This is a genomic window from Serratia sp. Ae19-1, from assembly GCF_059801225.1.
In genome coordinates, this window is record NZ_JBCHWD010000013.1 from 21,196 (window position 1) to 38,974 (window position 17,779).

Below are 17,779 nucleotides of genomic sequence, written 5' to 3' on the forward strand. Positions count from 1 at the left end.
AAAAGGTGTATTTGGTTACTAACTGCCGTGAATGGCGCTTATTGGCGCAGAAAATGCGCTTAATTAAGCGAAATAAGAATTTGGTTATTTATTATGTTTTTTCCGAATGTACACAATGGAATCTGGCTAAATAAGATGCCAATATCTTGCTATTGATAAATAACGGTTATCGCCTTTCGCCTATGCCAGCCTCGATAAAATTGCACCAATTACGTGCATTTGTGGACGTTAGCCGCCAGGGCAGCATCCGCGCCGCCAGTCGTACCTCACGCCTTTCCCAGCCTGCGCTGACCAAGGCCATTCAGGAACTGGAAGAGGTGCTGGGCGCCAAGCTGTTTATTCGCCGCAGTCAGGGGGTGGTATTGACCGACTGCGGCGATAACTTTTTCCAGCATGCCAGCCTGATCCTCGAAGAGCTGCGGGTGGCGCAGGAAGACATTCAGCAGCGGTTGGGGTTGGCGGGCGGCACGGTGAATATCGGCGTTGGCGGCAGCATCGCGCGCACCGTGATGCCGCAGGTGGTCACCCAGTTTCACCGTGAGTATCCCAACGTGAAGGTGCGGATCGTCGAGGGGCAGCTGGTGTCGATGATCCCTGAACTGCGCCAGGGCGAGCTGGATTTTACCGTCAATACCTACTATCCCAGCAGCCTCGATAACGAGCTGCAGTACGAACGGCTGATGGAAAAAGAGTATCGGGTGGTGGTGCGCAAAGGGCATCCGATGGAGGAGGCGACCTCGCTGAAACAGCTGCAGCACTGCGACTGGACCATGCCGACGCCGAAAGGCAGCTATTACCGGCTATTGCACGATCTGTTCGGGGACTTGGGCATGGCGCCGTCGATCAGTGTGACCTGCGAGACCTTTATGGCCTGTACCAGCCTGGTGGCGCAGAGCGATTTTGTCAGCATTCTGTCGGTGGACGTGATCTCCGATCCGATTCTGGGCAAGCATTTGGTGCCGCTCGAGCTGGAAGAGAGCCTGCCGAAGGCGACGTTTTATCTGATCCAACGCAAGGACACCACCCTGACGCCGATGGGCGCGCACCTGGCGCGCCTGTTTCGCCTTTACTGTCGGTGATACCGAGGCCCCGTTGGGGGCCTCGGTATCAGAACGCGATCGAGCCCTGCACGAAGAAAGTGCGCGGTTCGCCGACGTATTTGCCGAAGTTGTTGTCGTTGGAGCGGGTGAAGTAGCGCTGATCGAACAGGTTTTTCACCCCGGCACCCAGTGTCAGGTTCGACAGCTGCGGCCCGAAATTATATTCCCCGCGCATGTTCCACACCATGTAACCGGCGATATCGCCAAACTGGCCGTCGGCGCTCTCCTGCGTGATGTATTCCGGCCCGGTGCCCGGCGAGTGCTGTTTGGACTGCGCGTAGCCGTCCAGATTCCACACCCAGTTGCCGGTGGCGTAGCGCGTGCCGACGGTATACACCTGACGCGAGTAGAACGGCAGGTCTTTACCGGCGAAATCGCCCTTGTCGGTGCTGGCCTTGGTGTAGGTATAGCTGGTGTAGACGCTGGCGCCGTCGAGCGCGCGATTCAGCTCGCTGAGATCGTAGCTGAGTGCCAGCTCGATGCCTTTGTGCTTGGTAGCGCCCATATTGGTCCAGCCCACGTCGTTGCTGATGTACTGCAGCTGGTTATCGAAATCGATGTAGAACAGTGTGGCCTCGGCCTTGACCACGGTATCGTCGTAGCGGGTGCCGAACTCATAGGTGTGCGCTTTTTCCGCCGTCAGCCCCGGCGCCGGCTGGTTGCCGTTACCGCCTTTGGTCAGTTGGAAATACTGCATGCTGCCGAACGAAGTATTGGCGTTGGCGAACAGTTTCCAGGCGTCGGACAGATGATACATCACGTTCAATGACGGCAGCGGTTCGCTGTAGCTTTTCTCGCGGCTGATGTTGTTGAACGAATCGTCCACATGAGTGCGGATGCTTTCGTAGCGCAGGCCAGGCGTGACCGTCCAGTTGCCGACGTTGATGGTGTCGTCGATGTAGAACGCGTTGGCTGCGGTGCCGCCGGAGGTGTGCTGGTAATAGTCCGGGGTATCCGGCGTGGCGCCGACGTTCGCCGGGTTATACCAGGCCGAACGCGACGCCTTTTCATCCATGGTTTCATTCAGGTAGCGGTAGCCGAGGGTGATCTCGTGCGCCATATCCCAGAAGCGAAACAGCTGTGAATAGCTCGGTTCGATCGCCCAGGTCGAATAGTGGCGCGGATAGGACACCATGCGCCGCAATCCGGCGTTTTTGCCGGTGCCTTCCGATTCGATGTTGCTGCCGCGGTAGCTGTCGGTGAAGTAGGTCAGCACTTCGAACTGTTTGTCGTCTTCCTGATGCTTGTATTTGAACGACATATCCTTGCGGCGGCCTTCGAACTGATCCCACGGCCGCGTGGACTGGAACGGGTTCTGCGCGTATTGCGCTTTGCTCAGCCCGCCCGGCATGCCGGCTTTGGCGTCGTAGTAGTGAAAATTGGCCAGCAGTTCGTCGCGATCGGTGAACGCATAACGCGTTTTCAGCATGAAATCGTCGATGTCGGTGTTGTCGTTATTGTCGCGGTAGCCCTGACCGTGCAGGCCGGAGTAGAGCAGCTCGGCGCCGAGGCCGTTATCTGCGGTGCCGCCCACCGAGGCGCTGGTCAGGGTTTTCAGGCCGCCGTGGCTGGCGCCCTGGGTCTGTACGCTGGCGGTGCCGCCAAACTGTTTGGGAATGTCGCGGGTGACGAAGTTGATCACGCCGCCAACGTTTTGCGGCCCGTAACGCACCGCACCGCCGCCGCGCACCACGTCAACCGATTGCAGATTGCCGATCGACAGCGGCGCCATCGACAGCTGAGGCTGGCCGTAAGGCGCAACCGCCAATGGAACGCCGTCCATCAGAATGGTGGATCGCGGAGAAAGGCGAGAGGTCAGGCCGCGCACGCCGACGTTGAGCGAAATGTCGCTGCCGCCGGTGCCGTTGCTGTCGCGCACCTGCACGCCGGGCACGCCGCGCAGGCTGTCGGCGATGGTTTGATCGCCCTGTTCATGCATCTGCTGCTGAGTGACGATGGAGCGCGCGCCGGGATGGTTAAGCAGCACCGAACTGGTATCAGGGTTGTCCAGCCAGTTGCCGACGACGGTCACGGTGTCGGCATCGTTTTGAGATGAGTTATCAGCAGCAAGGACAGGGAGTGCGACGGCGATGGAGGCCGTCAGCAAAGAAAGCCGAAAAAGAGGTGACATAATAATGCCTTAAGAGTTTCAGACCCGGATGTGTTTTTTTAGAAAAGACAATCTTAATGATAATTATTGGCAAGTAAATAGAATTGTTACGGGATAGTTAAGCGGGTAACGATGTGGCGCGGGCGGGGTGTCAGGGCCCGGTTGGTGGGCCCTGAACGGACATTATTGCGGCGTAAGCCAGAAGACGCCGCTGTAATCCAGCGCGGTGAATTTCTGGTGGACCATTTCGATATCCGCTTGCGGATCAATATCTTTAAACAGCGCTGGGTGCAGGAATTTGGCGATTGCCTCAACGGCGATAAAGTTGAGCGGCGTGTCGTAAAATTGATGGTAAATCGCCATCACGCGTTTTTCTTTCACCGCTTTCAGTACGTTAATGCCGGTGCGATCCAGCAGATGCGCCAGTTTCTTTTGGCTGGTGGCCATATCGGTGGTGTAGCCCAGCGGCACCGCCAGCGTGCCGCGATGACCACGGCTCCAGTCGGCGCCGGTCAGCAGATAGAAATCCGGGTTGCTGCCGATCACCTGCTCGACGTTCACTTCACCGCCCATGTCGGAAAACAGCTTGCTGCCGATATTGTCGCCGCCGGCGGTCTCGATAAACTGCCCGAAGCTGCCTTTGCCGAAAGTGTTGCAGCACTGCTCGCCTTTGATGCCGGCGCTGCGTTCGATGAAGACGCTGGGGCGCTGCTCCGGTTTCAGCGTGGCGACCCGTTGGCGCACCAAGTCGAGCCGTTGCTGATAAAGCTGAATAAAGGCGTCGGCGTTGGGCTGTTCATCGAACACTTTACCCAGCAGCTGCATGCTGGCGACGGTGTTGGTCAACGGCTGCTGGCGAAAATCGATGATCAGCACCGGAATACCGACTTTTTCCAGCTGAGTCAGTACGCCACTGTCCTTCAATTTGCTCAGCAGACCGATGTCGAAAATGATCAGGTCCGGTTGTCGCACCACCGCGCTTTCTACGCTGAAATCGCTGGTGTAGGGGTTGTCGAAGGTGGGGATCTGCATGACCTGCGGGAATTTTTTTGCGTAGGCCTCCACCAGATCCGGTGCTTTGACCTTCAGCGAGTTGTCCCAGGCGATGATGTTTTTCAGCGGTTCCTGCGGATGCAGAATATTGAGCGCCAACAGTGCTCGGGCATCGGCCAGGATAACGCGTTTGGCCGGTTGCGGCAGAGTGACCTGACGGCCGGCGACATCGGTGACGACGATCGGCGCGGCCTGAGCGGCGCCGGCCAACAGCAGAATGCAGGCGGCCAGCCAGCGGCCGGCTTTGGCGATAAGAACAGCGGGCATGGAGATCCTTGAGTAATCGGCGAGGAACGAGAGCGCAATGATAAGCGATATCCTTTCGCTTTTTGAACACCCTTGATGCCGATAGTGGCTACTCCTGGCCCATCAGCGGGTCGCTGACGCTGTGTTCGCCGTCTTCCAACCGGCCCGCCAGGCGGCGCAGCCAGCCGGGGCTTTGCAGCGTAAGGTCATACCAACCGCCGCTGGCGCGGGCGTCAAACGTTTGCTGGTGGCTGCCGCCCGCCGGCAGCGTGATGTGCCACGGGCCCTGCTGCGTATAGGGGCAGCGTTCGAGGGTGACCGCTATCGCTTCGGTGCCCGGGTTGTTCAACTGCAGCTGCAGGCTGCGCCCCGCCGGGCGCAAACGCACTTCCGGCTGCGGCCGGCTCAGGGCGCCGCGCAGTTCACGATGAAAACCGTTGGGGCCGAGCAGCCACAGATGATACTCATCCTCCGTCTGCCAGTCGTCGCTGACCGCTTTGCCGGCCTCGACGGTGTAGCGGCGCGGGATCTGTGCCAGATCTCGCCGATCGTAAACGTGAAACACCGCCCCCTGTTCGCCGGTATTGAACAGATTCAGCGTGACGCGCCGCTGCTCGGCCGCGACGGCGGCTTCGACGTGCAGCTGGTAAGGCAATGCGCGAGAAGGGCGCGCCAGGCGGCGTTGATGCGGCAAACGTTGGTGGGCGGGCGACGGCAGCGGCACCTGCGGCAGCTGCTCCTGGCGTTGACGCAGGCCGTCGGCGGCGCGACGGCTGGTGGCGGGCAGGCTCGGCAATGCTTCGCCGTTAGGGTCGACAAAGTTGAACGCCGAGGTGAGATCGCCGCACACCGCGCGGCGCCAGGCGCTAATGTTGGGTTCATGCACCTGAAAGCGCTTCTCCAGAAATTGCAGCACCGAGGTGTGATCGAAGACCTGCGAGTTGACCCAGCCGCCGCGGCTCCAGGGCGACAGCACCAGCATCGGCACCCGCGGGCCGGGGCCATAGATGCGGCCGTCTGGCGGTGGCTGATCCTCCGAGCCGGGCGGCGCCACGTGCTGGAAGATCTCGGTGTCGAACGGCACCGTCGATTTACCGGCGAAGCTACCGTCTTCACGCAGCGACGGCGCGGAAGGCGAGGGCATGTGATCGAAAAAGCCGTCGTTTTCGTCGTAGTTGACCAGCAGGACGGTTTTGCTCCATACCTCCGGGTTATCGGTCAGCGCGTTGAGGATCTCTTGCGTGAACCAGCCGCCCTGCACCGGGCTGGAGGGATCGGGGTGTTCCGAATAGGCCGCCGGCGCGATGATCCAGCTGACCTGCGGCAGTTTGCCTTGCTGCACGTCGGCGCGGAACCCGGCCAGCATGGCGTCCAGATCGTTGCCGCTGGCGGCGGGCAGGGTGTTGCCGTTGCCTTTGTATAGCGGCGCGCTTGCGTTGAGCTCGTCGCGATAGGGCACGAAGGCGTTGAAGTCTTTCGGCGGCCGCGCCGGGTTGCCCACCTGAATGCTGGCGGCGCGGTACTGGCGGAAGCCCGCCAACGGGTTGTCGGTAAAGTTGTCCGGCAGGAATTGATACACCTTCCAACTGACGCCGCTCGCCTCCAACCGTTCCGGATAGGTTGTCCACTGGTAGCCGATCTCTGCCGGGCCGGGGCTGTCCCATTCGTTGACCACCACCGCCACGTCGGCGGCGGACGGGCCGTTGGTGCCGGTCCAGTGGAACAGCCGATTGGTATTGGTGCCGGCGTGGATGGCGCAGTGATAGGCGTCGCACAGGGTGAAGGCGTTGGCCAGCGCGAACTGGAACGGCAGCTCATGCTGGCGATAGTAGCCCATCGAGGCCGGCGTTTTGTAGGTCGGCCAGGCGCTCATGCGGCCGTGGTCCCAGGCGGCCTGTTCATCCACCCATGAGTGCGGCGTGCCGGTGACGCGCTGGGCGTTACCGCGTTTGCTGTCCAGGTGGTAGGGCAGCACCAGCCGCTCGGCGCCCTGTTGCTGCCAGACGTGGCGGCCGTCGGGCAGTGGGATGGTAAAGCGATCGCTGAAGCCGCGTACGCCCGGCAGGGTGCCGAAGTAGTGGTCGAAAGAGCGGTTCTCCTGCATCAGGATCACCACGTGTTCGACGTCGCGCAGGGTGCCGGTGCGATTATTGGCGGGAATGGCCAGCGCTTTGCGAATCGAAGCGGGCAGCAGCGAGAACGCCGATCCGATGGCGGCAGCCCGCAGTATGTCTCTGCGTGAAAGGTCAGGCATGCGTCGTTAATCTCCGTCAGTGTGCTTTGAAGATAGCCGCTGACGACGATAATGGCGAAAAATAACAGGGAGATGAAATCGAGGAAAACAATGCTCCCTGGCGGGAGCATTGGTGGATGACGCTTACTGTCTGATCAGGCGGCCGAGCACCGGCGCCGTTTCGAAATCGCTGCGGAAGGGGTTGATATCCAGGCCACCGCGGCGGGTATAGCGCGCGAACACGCTGAGTTTTTCCGGGCGGCAGTGCTGCTTGATGTCGTTGAAAATACGTTCGACGCACTGCTCGTGGAATTCATTGTGCTGGCGGAAGGAGATCAGGTAGCGCAGCAGGCTTTCGCGATCGATTTTGCGGCCTTCATAGCGGATAACCACGCTGCCCCAGTCTGGTTGATTGGTGACCAGGCAGTTGGACTTCAGCAGGTTGGAAGACAACGTCTCCGTTACCGGTTCCCCTTGATCGGCCGCGCCGCTCAGGTATTCCGGCTTGAACGTGAAGTCGTCAACCGCGATGTCCAAATCGTCGATGTTGATGCCCGGCAGGCGGTCGATCTGCGCCGGATAACCTTCCAGCCCCGGATAGAGTTTGACGGTGACCTGGCCGTTGGCCGCCTGCGACAGATCCTGCTGCATGGCGGCGCTCACCTGTTCCACGCTGTCGAAGCGCGTTTGGTTGAAACTGTTGAGATACAGCTTGAACGACTTGGACTCGATCAGGTTCGACGAGGAGTGCGGGAAGGTAAACTCGCCGATGCCCACCACCGGTTTGCCCTTGCCGTTGAGCCAGGACAGCTCGAAGGCGGTCCACAGATCGAAGCCGCTGAACGGCAGCTGCCGCTCGTCGACGCCGATCAGATCGCGGCCACGCGCGCGCGGCAAGGCTTCGAGCAATGCGGGAGCATATTGATCCGGATAATCGGAGTTGGCGCCAAGATGGGTGATCTTATCTTGCTTTTGGATATGCATATTCATTGCCTTTTGCTTGTTCGGTATTGATGTAGCGGTTAAACAGACTGCGGGTGGCGTAGATCGGCCCGACGCCCAGCAGGGCGTAAACCACCTTGATCAGGAACTGCGACAGGATCATGGTTTTGATGATATCCCAGCTCAGCACGTTGTAGAACGCCAGCGTACAGAACACCACGCTGTCGATGGCCGACGCCACGACGGTGCTGGTGATCACGCGTACAAACAGGTAGCGGGAGTTGGTCAACTCTTTGATTTTGCAAAGCAGGTAGGAGTTGACGTTCTCGGAGATCAGATAGGCCGCCGACGAGGCCACCAGCACCGCCATGATGCTGTGCACGATGCCATTGTAGGTCTCGCTGTACTCCCACTGCGGAATGCTCGGCACCAGCGTCGTTACCCAAACGCCGAGGACGAAGGTCAGGTTGGCGATAAACGAGATGATGATGGTGCGTCTGGCCAGCCGCAGCCCATAGAACTCGTTGAGGATGTCCACCAGGATGAAGGTGAGAGGATAGATGAAGATCGCCGGCGGCGTGATGAGGTTCAGCACCGGAATTTGGATCGGTTTGACGCCGCACAGCGTTGAGAAAATATAAATCACGCTGAGCGCAACGGTGATGATCAAATAGGCGTACCAAGAGCGTTCATGGCGATCGCTGAGTTCGTAGGCGGTTTTTTGCTTGTTGTCGCCATAGAGTTTACGGTACAGCGCCTGCAGCTCATGCCGGCTTAAATCTTCTGATATCTCACTATCGGCCAGTTCATTCAGCCCCATGGTGATGGTTTTGCCGGTGGCCAATACCATAACATTGGCCGCGATAGTGCCATGCCGGGTGAAGCCCAACAGCTTGAACTTCTGATTCGGTTCCATTTATAGCCTTTCTCCAACGATGTAACCCAGGAATTGCACGGTGTCCTGAGGGCGTTTGTCCATGCTTTCGCTGTCTTTGTCGTCAACCACAAAGAAGCCGCTTTTTCCCGAGTGATACAGCAAAGGCGAATCGCAAATCAGTACCGGCGGACGTTTGATGATAATGACTTCGCCGGGAATAAATGACCCTTTAATTTCGGTCTCTATTTTCATTGCCAACATGTTTGACTCATCGCCGAAGAAATAAGTCAAAGGAAACTCGGTGACCAGTTGCCCGATCTTGCGCTGCGAGACGGCCAGGTAACGCGACTGCGGGATCACCGGAATGGCGGAAGGGTTCTTGTTGCCTTCGGTGGACAGCGTTTCGTTGAGCAGCTCGAGTTTTTCCAGATCGTAGTCTTCGATCTCTTCGCAGGAGACGCCGAAGAAATCGGAAATTCGATTAACGGTGGATTGCTGAACGTTGTTCACTCTTCCGTCGAGAATTTTGTAGAGGGTGGTGCGCGTCAGGCCGCTGCGGTTGGAAAAGGAAGCCTTGGTTTCACCGCGGGTACGCATCAGATATTCAATGTTTTTAATGATGTTGATTTTGCGCTGTGCGTTGGTGGTTTTCATTGGCTGTCCTTACAAACATTACGCAGGCTTCACTATATCTTACGCATCGGCGTTGTCCAGATAAAAAGGCGCCGGCTAAAGGGTAACAGACTGATTATTTACGGTAATTATTGTTTTTTTTCCAGCTGGTTAGCCCATTGACGTTAACGGCGTAATCCGGTTTATCCGAGCACATGATAAAACCGTGTAAATCAATTGATTAGGTTTTGCTTATGGAAAAGTGAACACAAAAGCCGATTTTGTGTTTACTTTTATGTTGACCAAAACCGATTTCATGGGCTACTGTTCATGCAAGATGAAGTTTTTCTTTACGATAAAAACACGGAAGCTTCGATTATTTATAATAAAAAGCTCAGAGGGGGCGTTTCCACACTCTGAGCATGATGGATACTTGCTACCGACACCAGGGACCCTCACCGCAGCCGTTTGTCTATACGAGCGGCTCATTCTCCTGCATTGAAATCCATATTTTCAAGCGTAAAACACTCCCCCGTTACCGGAGGAGTGCATTCGCGCGTGCCTGCCAATCAGAGTGACTTTTGCGAGGCCAGCGGTTTTTGCGCCCGGCTGAAGGCCAGTTTAAGCACCCAATACAGCAGGCTGGCGGCCACCAGGGAGTTGATGGTCGGTACGCCCCATTCGGTCGCCAGGCCAACGGCGCCGCCGGCGATGCTGGCGACGATCGCCGCCCAGCCGATGGTCGGCGTTTCGTTCGGCAGTTGGCCCGTGCGGCGGCTCTCGTCGAGGATTTTGCGGTGGCTGCGCAGCAGATAATAGTCCACCAGCATGATGCCGATAATCGGCGGGAAGACCACGCCAAGCACCGTCAGGAAATCGACGAAGCGGTCGAGAATACCCAGCACCGAGAGCGTGGTGCCCAGAATGCCGATCACCAGTGTGGTGTAGGTGTACTTCAGCTTTTTGCCGGTGATGCCTTCCACCGCGTTGACGATGCCTAGCGAAGAAGAATACAGGTTGAGATCGTTGACGCGCAGGGTAGAGAACACCACCACCAGCAGGCCCGCGCCGCCGGCCGCTTGCGACATTATGGTGACGACGTCTGCGGTGCCCAGCGTTTTAGCAATGAGGATAGCCAGGCCGTTCACCACGAACTCGCCGGCGATGATGGTGAAGAGCGTGACGCCGAGCACGTGTTTGCCGTTTTTGGAATAACGGGTCAGATCGGGCGTCATCAGACTGGCGACGATGGCGCCACCGACAACGATGGTGATGCCGGCGCTGATGGTCAGTGGCTCACCCGGCGGAGCCAGCTGGATGATCTCCTGCAGGTTATGGCCGGAAAGCGCCGTCACGGAGATATAGGCCACCAGCATGATGAACATCGGTACGGCAATGCGAGCGGCGATGCGCAGCGCCTTGAAGCCGAACGCCACCAGGATGGTCAGCAGCGTGCCCGAGAGCCCGGCGGCCAGGCCGAAGCCCAGCTTATTGCCGAGCGCGAAGTCGAGCGACTTGGCGAAAATGGCGTTTTGAATGCCGAACCAGCCCAGCAGGCTGACGGCCACCACGACGCCGATCAGTACCGACCCCAAACGGCCGAAGCCGCACCAGCGCGCCAGCAGGCTGCCGGAAATCCCTTCGCGCATGCCCGCCAGCCCCAGGCCGTAGGTCACTACGCCGAAGATCAGGCTGCCGACGAAAATGGCGGTGAAGGCGTCAATCAGCGACATGGAGTTGCCGAGCACGGCGCCGAGCATGAACTGATCCAGCGCGGTCAGCATGCCCATATGCACTATGGCCACGCTTAAAAATGAGACTCTTTTATCCTGCGGCACCCGGGTGAGCGGATAATCTTCGATCTTTATCACGGTGAGATCTTCCTTGCGGTTCAAATAAACTGAATGCCTTTAGTTATCAGGCGATCGGGTATGTAGTTATCCAGGTTGGCGTATTTGCAGTACTCCTCAAATTGCTGCTGAGTATGCACGCTGGCCTTCTGGTAGATGTTATAAATGCGGTTTTCGATGGTCTTATTGCTGACGCTATAGATTTTGGCGATCTCTTTCACCGTAAATCGCTGCAGCATAAGGAAAATGACATCGAGTTCAGCGCGGGTGAACAGCTCGTTATTGACCTCGGTGGTCAATACGCTGGGCTTTTGCTGGTTGATGTACTTGAGCGGCGACAGGCTGTTCATCGGCTTGGCGTTCCAGATCACGCCAATCACCTGTTTGTCGTCGTTGTACACCGGCAGCTTTTCGCTGATAAACGGCGTCAGGCTGTCTTTACCGTACCAATAGTGCGTTTCTATGACCGTGACCCGATCGCGCGCCGCTTCGGTCATTTTATCGTGCTCGATAAAGTCGGCGGCGGAGTCGGCCCAGTCGGCGGGGAATTCGTGGTCATATTTACCGGCGACGTCGAAGTTCAGCGGCGTATTGGTATAGAGATAAGCGGCGCGGTTCATATAGAGGTGGCGGGACAGCTGGTCTTTGATGCCCCAGGGCTCGCTCAGGTGCTCCATCATGGTGATGAGACCCTTAAAATAAGATTCATTATTTTTATGCGAGGAACCCATACCTACCTCTGCGCCGCTCAGGCCGCGTTACAGGCTTTTAGCCAGGTAATGGCGGGTGTGGCGGTGTGCGTAATCGCCCAGTTCGCCGTAGACCCGGTAGCCCAGTTTTTCGTAGAAGCCTCTGGCCTGGAAATCGAAGGTATCGACATAGGCCATGTGGCAACCGCGTTTGCGGGCTTCTTCCTCGGCCAACTGCATCAGTTGGCGGCCGTAACCGCTTTTGCGGCATTGATCGCCGACCCACAGATACTGCACTTCCAGGCCGCCCCACCAGGTGCGCGCGACCAGGCCGCCGACGATCTGCTGATTGTCGTCGGTAACGGTCAGGAACAACGGGTGAATGTCTACGGGCTGGGTTTTATGGTTGTGAGCCCACAGACTGTCGATAACGAACTCTTCATCCTGCGGGTTGGGTTTGTCGGTGATATTAATATTCATTTTTAATATAATTCCCTGATTTAATTATTCAAAACTGAACTAGGCGTTTTCGCCTTAACCGCTTCTAATATCACTTTCATTAATGTATTTCAAGGGTGGTTTTCACCCTTTTCCGCCAGGTGAGAGGGCGCTTATAGTAGCTGCCACAGGGAGAAGAAAATAGTGAAACAGGCGGTATTAAAACGCTGAAATGCCCTGCTTACACCATCTTTTCCTATCTTGCGCCTCACCAGGGCCCCACCGGGAAAACTGCAGTACTGTATGGCTCCACCGGATAGAGCAAGCTAACTTGCCGACGGGGGAGCCACTTTGTTTTTTCCGCAGCCATTCCACGTTGGCCACTCTCTGTCTCAGATATTAAACACTCTTCTTATCAGAAGATATGAGTCGCAGATGAAAATGCGGCCGATACCTGCCGATCCGCTGATTTAGTCCTCTGATATGACGCCGCGCAGCGCCGGCTCGATGGTGGCGCCCAGCATGGCACCATGCCCTAAGGCGGGCCATTCCCGGTAGCCGACGGCAAGGCCGTTGAGCGGCGCCAGGTGTTCGGCCAGCAAATGCGTCGCGTCCGCCGGCAGCGCGGGGTTCTTTACGCCGGGCGGTGCCGCGCGATCGCGTTCCGCCAGACCAACCCATAATTGCAGACTTGCCGCCAGCGTCGGGCGCCGTTCGATCATCTGTTGCGCTTCCCGCAGGATCATACCCTGCCCCCACCACAGCGAGGGCTCAACGGCGATGTAGCGCTGGAAGGCGGCGGGACGGGTGAATAGCGTGTGCAGAACGAAGAGCCCGCCGTAGGAGTGCCCCCACAGCGTTTGTCGCTGCGGATCGATCGCTATTTTGGCGGCGATCGCCGGTTTGATCTGCGTTTCAATCAACTGCAAGAAGGCATCTGCGCCTCCCACGGCCCGCGGCGGTTTCTTCATGCTTGCCGGCAGAGGGAGCGTATAGTCGTAGGCACGGCCGGCGGCATCGATGCGCAGATCGTTGTCATAGCCGATCATGACCAGCACCGGTGGCCGCTTCGCCGCCGCCAGTTTTGCCAGCAGGGCAGCGTTCAGCTCCATTAGCACCGCATTGCCGTCGAGGAAATAAATCGTTGGATAGCCACCAGGCGCAGGCGCCTGACGCGGCTGAGCGATACGAATGCGATAATGCCGCTCGCCATCGGCGGAGGCGAAGCGCAGATCGCTGAAGCGGTAATCCGTTGAATCGCTATCGGCGACGGTAACGCCGATCTTGCGTTCCAGATCGGGCCTGGCCAGCACGCTGCCCGGCAGCCCAACGCCGATGGCGAGCGCCAGAAGCGCGGAAATAAAATTCCGGTTAGACAATAACATGCAGGTCAACATCCTCGGAAAAAGTCGATATTAGCACCCGTACGCGCCCGGTAAAAACCTATCCTTTGGATGGGCATTCCGGCGGCGAATTGCGGCCGAAGCCCACAAGCGGGCCGTCAGTCGCTTTGCAGAGTTAATAGCAACCCATTGTTATTATTGGCGAGTACAGGAATAAGAGGGGTTAAAATTAATTAGAAATGGTTATGATTTTTGTGAGGAAGAGAATCTGCGTGAAGGCATGTAAACACAAGGTTATCCAATAATATCAGTGAAAAAAGCCCTATAAAATAGGGCAAAGACACACAACAACACCAGGGAAACTTTCCGGTATCTTATATTATAGCTACCTATACATATAGAACATTTTATTATAAATATGTAAACGATTCTTATTAATGTATTAATACCATTGTTTTTCAAACGGTTATGCAGCCTGGCTGAGGTATTGTTCCTGAATCATGTGCTGGGCAGGCAGAGGGGCAGGAGGCTGGGAGCTGTGCTGTAACGGCGGTATGGAACAGGCGGGATCATCGGCCCGATGATCCTTAAGGCAATACCGGCTGGCGGGCTGCAAAAATGCCTGCCGGTATTTCTCCTCAGCGGGTGTCCTCTGAAAATCAGTGCTGTTGCAACGTCAACATCTCGCCAAGTAAAACATCGGTTGGCGGCAGGATATCCGTATCCAGCCCGGCGGAAGGGGTAAAGGTCAGCTCGCCGAAAATGATTTGGCCTTTGGAAATGTAGAAATCAACGCGAACAAACTCGAAGGGCGCCGACAAGCGTGTAGCATACTCAAACAGCTCGTCGTAACCTTCAGGTTTTACGAAAGCGTCTATCTGTTCCTGGTTTAATGCCTGGCAGTCTTCGCTGTAGCACAGAAACTTGAAATCTTTGTCAAAGAAGTAATATTTTGGCGACCCAGTCTCTCTGCCGACGCACAGCAAGGTGCAGTATGGCACACCGCGGAAGCAATAGATCTTATAGTCTTCAGGTCCGTGGCCATTGGCCGATTCGATATACTTCTCCCCAATGATCTTCTTTTGTATTCCTTTGTAGTTGAGCTCTACATAGGTTTTCCAATAATCATCCCTCATCCAGCCATCGATCAATTTGGCAGCGCTCTTGATATTCAGTAATTTTTTATTCTGGCAAATCAGGTTATATCCGGAACCATGATTCCCTTTGATCACGAACTTATCCGGCAATGAGTCCCACGGGATATCGCTTACTGAGTCACAGGCAAAGTACAATTCATTAAGGATCTCTTCGCACCCTTGATCTTTGATGTACTGTCTTACCGCGTATTTATCCGCGCACTGCTTCACCAACGCATTATGACTATAGCCATTCAACTTCAGGTGATTGATCTTTTCATTCCAGGTAGATGGCGCCTGTAAGTTTAACGGTTTGCCAAATGCCTTTTTGTAGAGCAATCTGGCCTTGAATTCGGGGGCCAATACGGCCAGATTCTTCGTAATAAATTTAATGATTTGTCTTTTCATATACCTGATTCCATCAAAGCGTAGTGACAATGATTAAGACTTAAAGCGCGGGTAACACGCTTTCACTGCGCCATTGCATGGCGGTCGGCGTGGTTCCCAGATCAAATGGCTGGTGATCTAACGCCCGATTAAGAATGCGAGCCGATCGCCACGCCATCAGGCTCAACTGAGGATCGGCAATGCCGTGATTATGCATACTGGCGTTCATGGCGAATAAACAGTTCTCCGCAGGGCCTTCCCACTCAAAGGTAAAATCAGGGGCTATGCGGTATTCGCCGTCGGCAGTGGTCAATAAACGGTGGGCTAAAGGTTCAAGGAACTCTGGCGTCGCCGATTGATAACCGGTAGCAAAGATCACCACGTCCGCCTTGAAGGCTTCCTGGCCATGATCGAGATGATGGTGCGTTTCGAGTTGGTAGGCGTTATCCAGCGTGTGCTTCAAGGCCGTTAGCGAACGGCTGGGCAGCAGGCGCACCCATAATTTCTCGCGCAATACATCGAAGCGGTGGTACATGGCGCGATAAATGGCCAGCAGCGATTCGCTGGTGATGCCGTCTGAGGTCATCTTCTGCTCGGCCAGCATATGCCGCTTGGCCGCGCTATCGAGCGAGTAAAAGCTCTCGACGTAATCAGGCGTGAAATATTCGTTGGCAAAGGCCGCTTCATCAAGCGCGTTGTAATTATTGCGCCGTGATATCCAGTCGAGTTGTTCCGGCTGCCCCCATTCCCCTTTAAAAATATTCAGGAACAGATCCGCGCCGCTCTGGCCACCGCCGACGATCGCCACGCGTTTGCCTGCCAGGTTGGGGTTGCGCAGCATCATTTCGCTGGCATGGAAACAGCGATCGTTTTGCGCCGTCACGCAGTCCGGCAACTTTATTTTCTTACCAATACCTATGCTTACGTGTCTGGCGTGGAATACTGCATTTGAGGTCGTGACCACGAATTGGCGCTCCCGATCGTCAAACTCGACCCGCTGAACGTCTTGATTGAACGCCAACGATCCCATTCCGCTCGCGGCCCAGGTGAGGTAATCGGCGAATTCTTCACGCGACGCGGTGCGCTGTTCCGTTGTCAGGAATCGGTAGAACTTTCTGTTTTTTACCAGATAGTTGAGAAAACTATAGGGGTTGGTTGGGGCAACTGCGCTCACCAAATCTTTTAAAAAGTTGGTCTGCATGCTGCAATCCGCCAGGATCATCCCTGGATGCCAAGAGAAATGAGGTTTGCGTTCAAGGAATTGCCCCGTAAATCCCTCTATTTCACTCCCTAAGGCCGCCAGGCTAAGATTCGACGGGCCAAGGCCAATACCGATGATATCCAAACGCTGATTCATTAATAAGCTCCAGTATAATGAGAATAATACCCAGAAATACGGCTGCAGATGGGGTGGCTCATAGCAACCAGGCTGTCTTTTTCTTATAAGTAAACTTCACGAATTAAATGTGATTAAAAATTGCACGGGTTAAAAATGTCGTATTTTTAAATGTCCGTTTAAAATTCGGTAGCGCATAAGGTAAAGGCTACGGGTGTTTTCTTTCCATGAAAATCCCTATGAAAGCTTGCGTGTGTATTTAATTAATATTCTTAAGTAAGAATCTGATAAACCTGATTCATCACGTCATGAAAACAGTAACCTTGGGGAAGAGGTCAACCGTTCGGGTACTCATCTGTTTTTCTGCTGTATGCGCCAGCCTGCGTTCGTCTGGCATTTCTGAGATCAGGTATTTGTTGCTTAGGATAGCCTTAAAATAGGCGCTGGGAAGGTGAAATAACGTGATATTAGAAGCCGGGTGCTTTTTGAAAATATGAAATCAGAAGTGAAATTATAAAATCGATTGGTTTTTATTTCTGTTTTTTAAATAAATTCAATGGGTTGATTTTGTTCCGCTGGGGCGTGGCGCGCCAGTTAACCGGAGTCGAGCCTGGCATTTTTCCCCTGGTTTTTCCTTATTACCGCGCTAAACAGTAAGATTTTACCCACCCGTTGCATAAACCCGTGGGCATGGATTGTTCGCGTTAACTCTTGGGTTTACCTTTTGTTTAACTAATGAGGGCAACGATTGCCAGGGGAGGGTGATTGCTCGAGCCGGCTGCGAAAGATTCTGGTACGGCGACCAGGCTAGCGAGTTCTATCCGACAATCCGTTTGGCCATCGTGACTGGCATTTAACCCGCAGGGCAACCAAGTGGAGAGCCCGGTTAACTCCATGCATTTCTACTCTCCAGCCAGAGTGAAAAACTGTCTGGTCAGGGATGTGCATAGACCTGCGTTATTACTCTATGTAAGGCAATATATTTAGCTTTATTTTTTATTAAAACTACGGCCTATTCGTAAATAATGCCGTTTGCTGTTCTGCCTCTCTTTCCTCCACTACTCATTTGACTGAGCATGATCAATACACCTTCCGCGTGTAATGAGGAGGGCATTCACTTTTTGGCTAATGGATATGCACGGGAGGAGCGGAATTTTTGCGAGAGATTTATTAGCTGAGTAATATTTTTAATAATTCAGATAGCATTTTATTAATCAGAACCTGTACGGTCGGGTAGCGCGAACCCACAAAGCGAATAACCCGCCATAGGCGGGTTCTTCTGAATAGGGCGACCGGACTCGGACAACCGGCGCTGGCGCCGCGTTGAACAGCGCTTCAGCGCTGGCCCATAGGGTGAGGCCCTTGGCCGAATAATCGAACGCAGTTCGATGGAGAGTCCGTACCCCAGAAAGCGAAAAACCCGCCAT

Annotated in this window: 13 protein-coding genes; 1 reads left to right on the top strand and 12 read right to left on the bottom strand. The window is 55.4% G+C overall.

Features of this window, described 5'->3' with window-relative positions:
- The first annotated feature begins 182 nt into the window (after nt 1-182).
- Nucleotides 183-1,079 (top strand): LysR family transcriptional regulator, encoded by an 897-nt coding sequence (locus tag AAIE04_RS24105; RefSeq protein WP_025160097.1) that lies wholly within the window; start codon nt 183-185, stop codon nt 1,077-1,079.
- Between the two features lie 28 nt (nt 1,080-1,107).
- On the opposite strand, the gene AAIE04_RS24110 is transcribed toward AAIE04_RS24105, so the two are convergent.
- From AAIE04_RS24110 to AAIE04_RS24165, 12 genes are all read right to left on the bottom strand, one after another.
- Complete coding sequence (locus tag AAIE04_RS24110) at nt 1,108-3,231, bottom strand: TonB-dependent receptor family protein (RefSeq protein WP_025160096.1); 2,124 nt, start codon at nt 3,229-3,231, stop codon at nt 1,108-1,110.
- Nucleotides 3,232-3,393: 162 nt separating this feature from the next.
- Complete coding sequence (locus AAIE04_RS24115; RefSeq protein WP_074055080.1) at nt 3,394-4,530, bottom strand: ABC transporter substrate-binding protein; 1,137 nt, start codon at nt 4,528-4,530, stop codon at nt 3,394-3,396.
- Nucleotides 4,531-4,618: 88 nt separating this feature from the next.
- Entirely contained in the window at nt 4,619-6,763 is a 2,145-nt protein-coding gene (locus AAIE04_RS24120) for a phosphocholine-specific phospholipase C (RefSeq protein ID WP_074055081.1), read from the bottom strand.
- Nucleotides 6,764-6,886: 123 nt separating this feature from the next.
- Complete coding sequence (gene queF / locus AAIE04_RS24125; RefSeq protein WP_498577819.1) at nt 6,887-7,726, bottom strand: NADPH-dependent 7-cyano-7-deazaguanine reductase QueF; 840 nt, start codon at nt 7,724-7,726, stop codon at nt 6,887-6,889.
- Nucleotides 7,704-8,600, bottom strand: a complete 897-nt coding sequence (locus AAIE04_RS24130) for a queuosine precursor transporter (protein ID WP_019453032.1) — start codon at nt 8,598-8,600, stop codon at nt 7,704-7,706. Before AAIE04_RS24130 ends, queF begins: the two co-directional genes overlap by 23 nt.
- Nucleotides 8,601-9,215 (bottom strand): helix-turn-helix domain-containing protein, encoded by a 615-nt coding sequence (locus AAIE04_RS24135; RefSeq protein WP_004937341.1) that lies wholly within the window; start codon nt 9,213-9,215, stop codon nt 8,601-8,603. It lies immediately after the preceding gene.
- A 527-nt stretch (nt 9,216-9,742) separates the two neighbouring features.
- A complete protein-coding gene (locus tag AAIE04_RS24140) occupies nt 9,743-11,044 on the bottom strand; it encodes a cytosine permease (RefSeq protein WP_025160095.1) in 1,302 nt (433 codons plus the stop codon).
- A 20-nt stretch (nt 11,045-11,064) separates the two neighbouring features.
- Nucleotides 11,065-11,754 carry a helix-turn-helix transcriptional regulator gene (locus AAIE04_RS24145; protein WP_498577806.1) on the bottom strand — a complete coding sequence of 230 codons (690 nt, stop codon included), beginning with the start codon at nt 11,752-11,754 and terminating at the stop codon, nt 11,065-11,067.
- Between the two features lie 27 nt (nt 11,755-11,781).
- The gene (locus AAIE04_RS24150) at nt 11,782-12,192 is read right to left on the bottom strand and encodes a GNAT family N-acetyltransferase (protein WP_019453029.1); all 411 of its coding nucleotides are present in this window, start codon (nt 12,190-12,192) and stop codon (nt 11,782-11,784) included.
- A 428-nt stretch (nt 12,193-12,620) separates the two neighbouring features.
- Nucleotides 12,621-13,535: an alpha/beta hydrolase gene (locus AAIE04_RS24155; RefSeq protein ID WP_063918746.1), complete on the bottom strand. Its 915-nt coding sequence runs from the start codon at nt 13,533-13,535 to the stop codon at nt 12,621-12,623.
- A gap of 617 nt (nt 13,536-14,152) precedes the next feature.
- Nucleotides 14,153-15,037: an ATP-grasp fold amidoligase family protein gene (locus tag AAIE04_RS24160; RefSeq protein ID WP_498577807.1), complete on the bottom strand. Its 885-nt coding sequence runs from the start codon at nt 15,035-15,037 to the stop codon at nt 14,153-14,155.
- Between the two features lie 40 nt (nt 15,038-15,077).
- Complete coding sequence (locus tag AAIE04_RS24165; RefSeq protein ID WP_063918748.1) at nt 15,078-16,373, bottom strand: lysine N(6)-hydroxylase/L-ornithine N(5)-oxygenase family protein; 1,296 nt, start codon at nt 16,371-16,373, stop codon at nt 15,078-15,080.
- Nucleotides 16,374-17,779 lie beyond the last annotated feature (1,406 nt).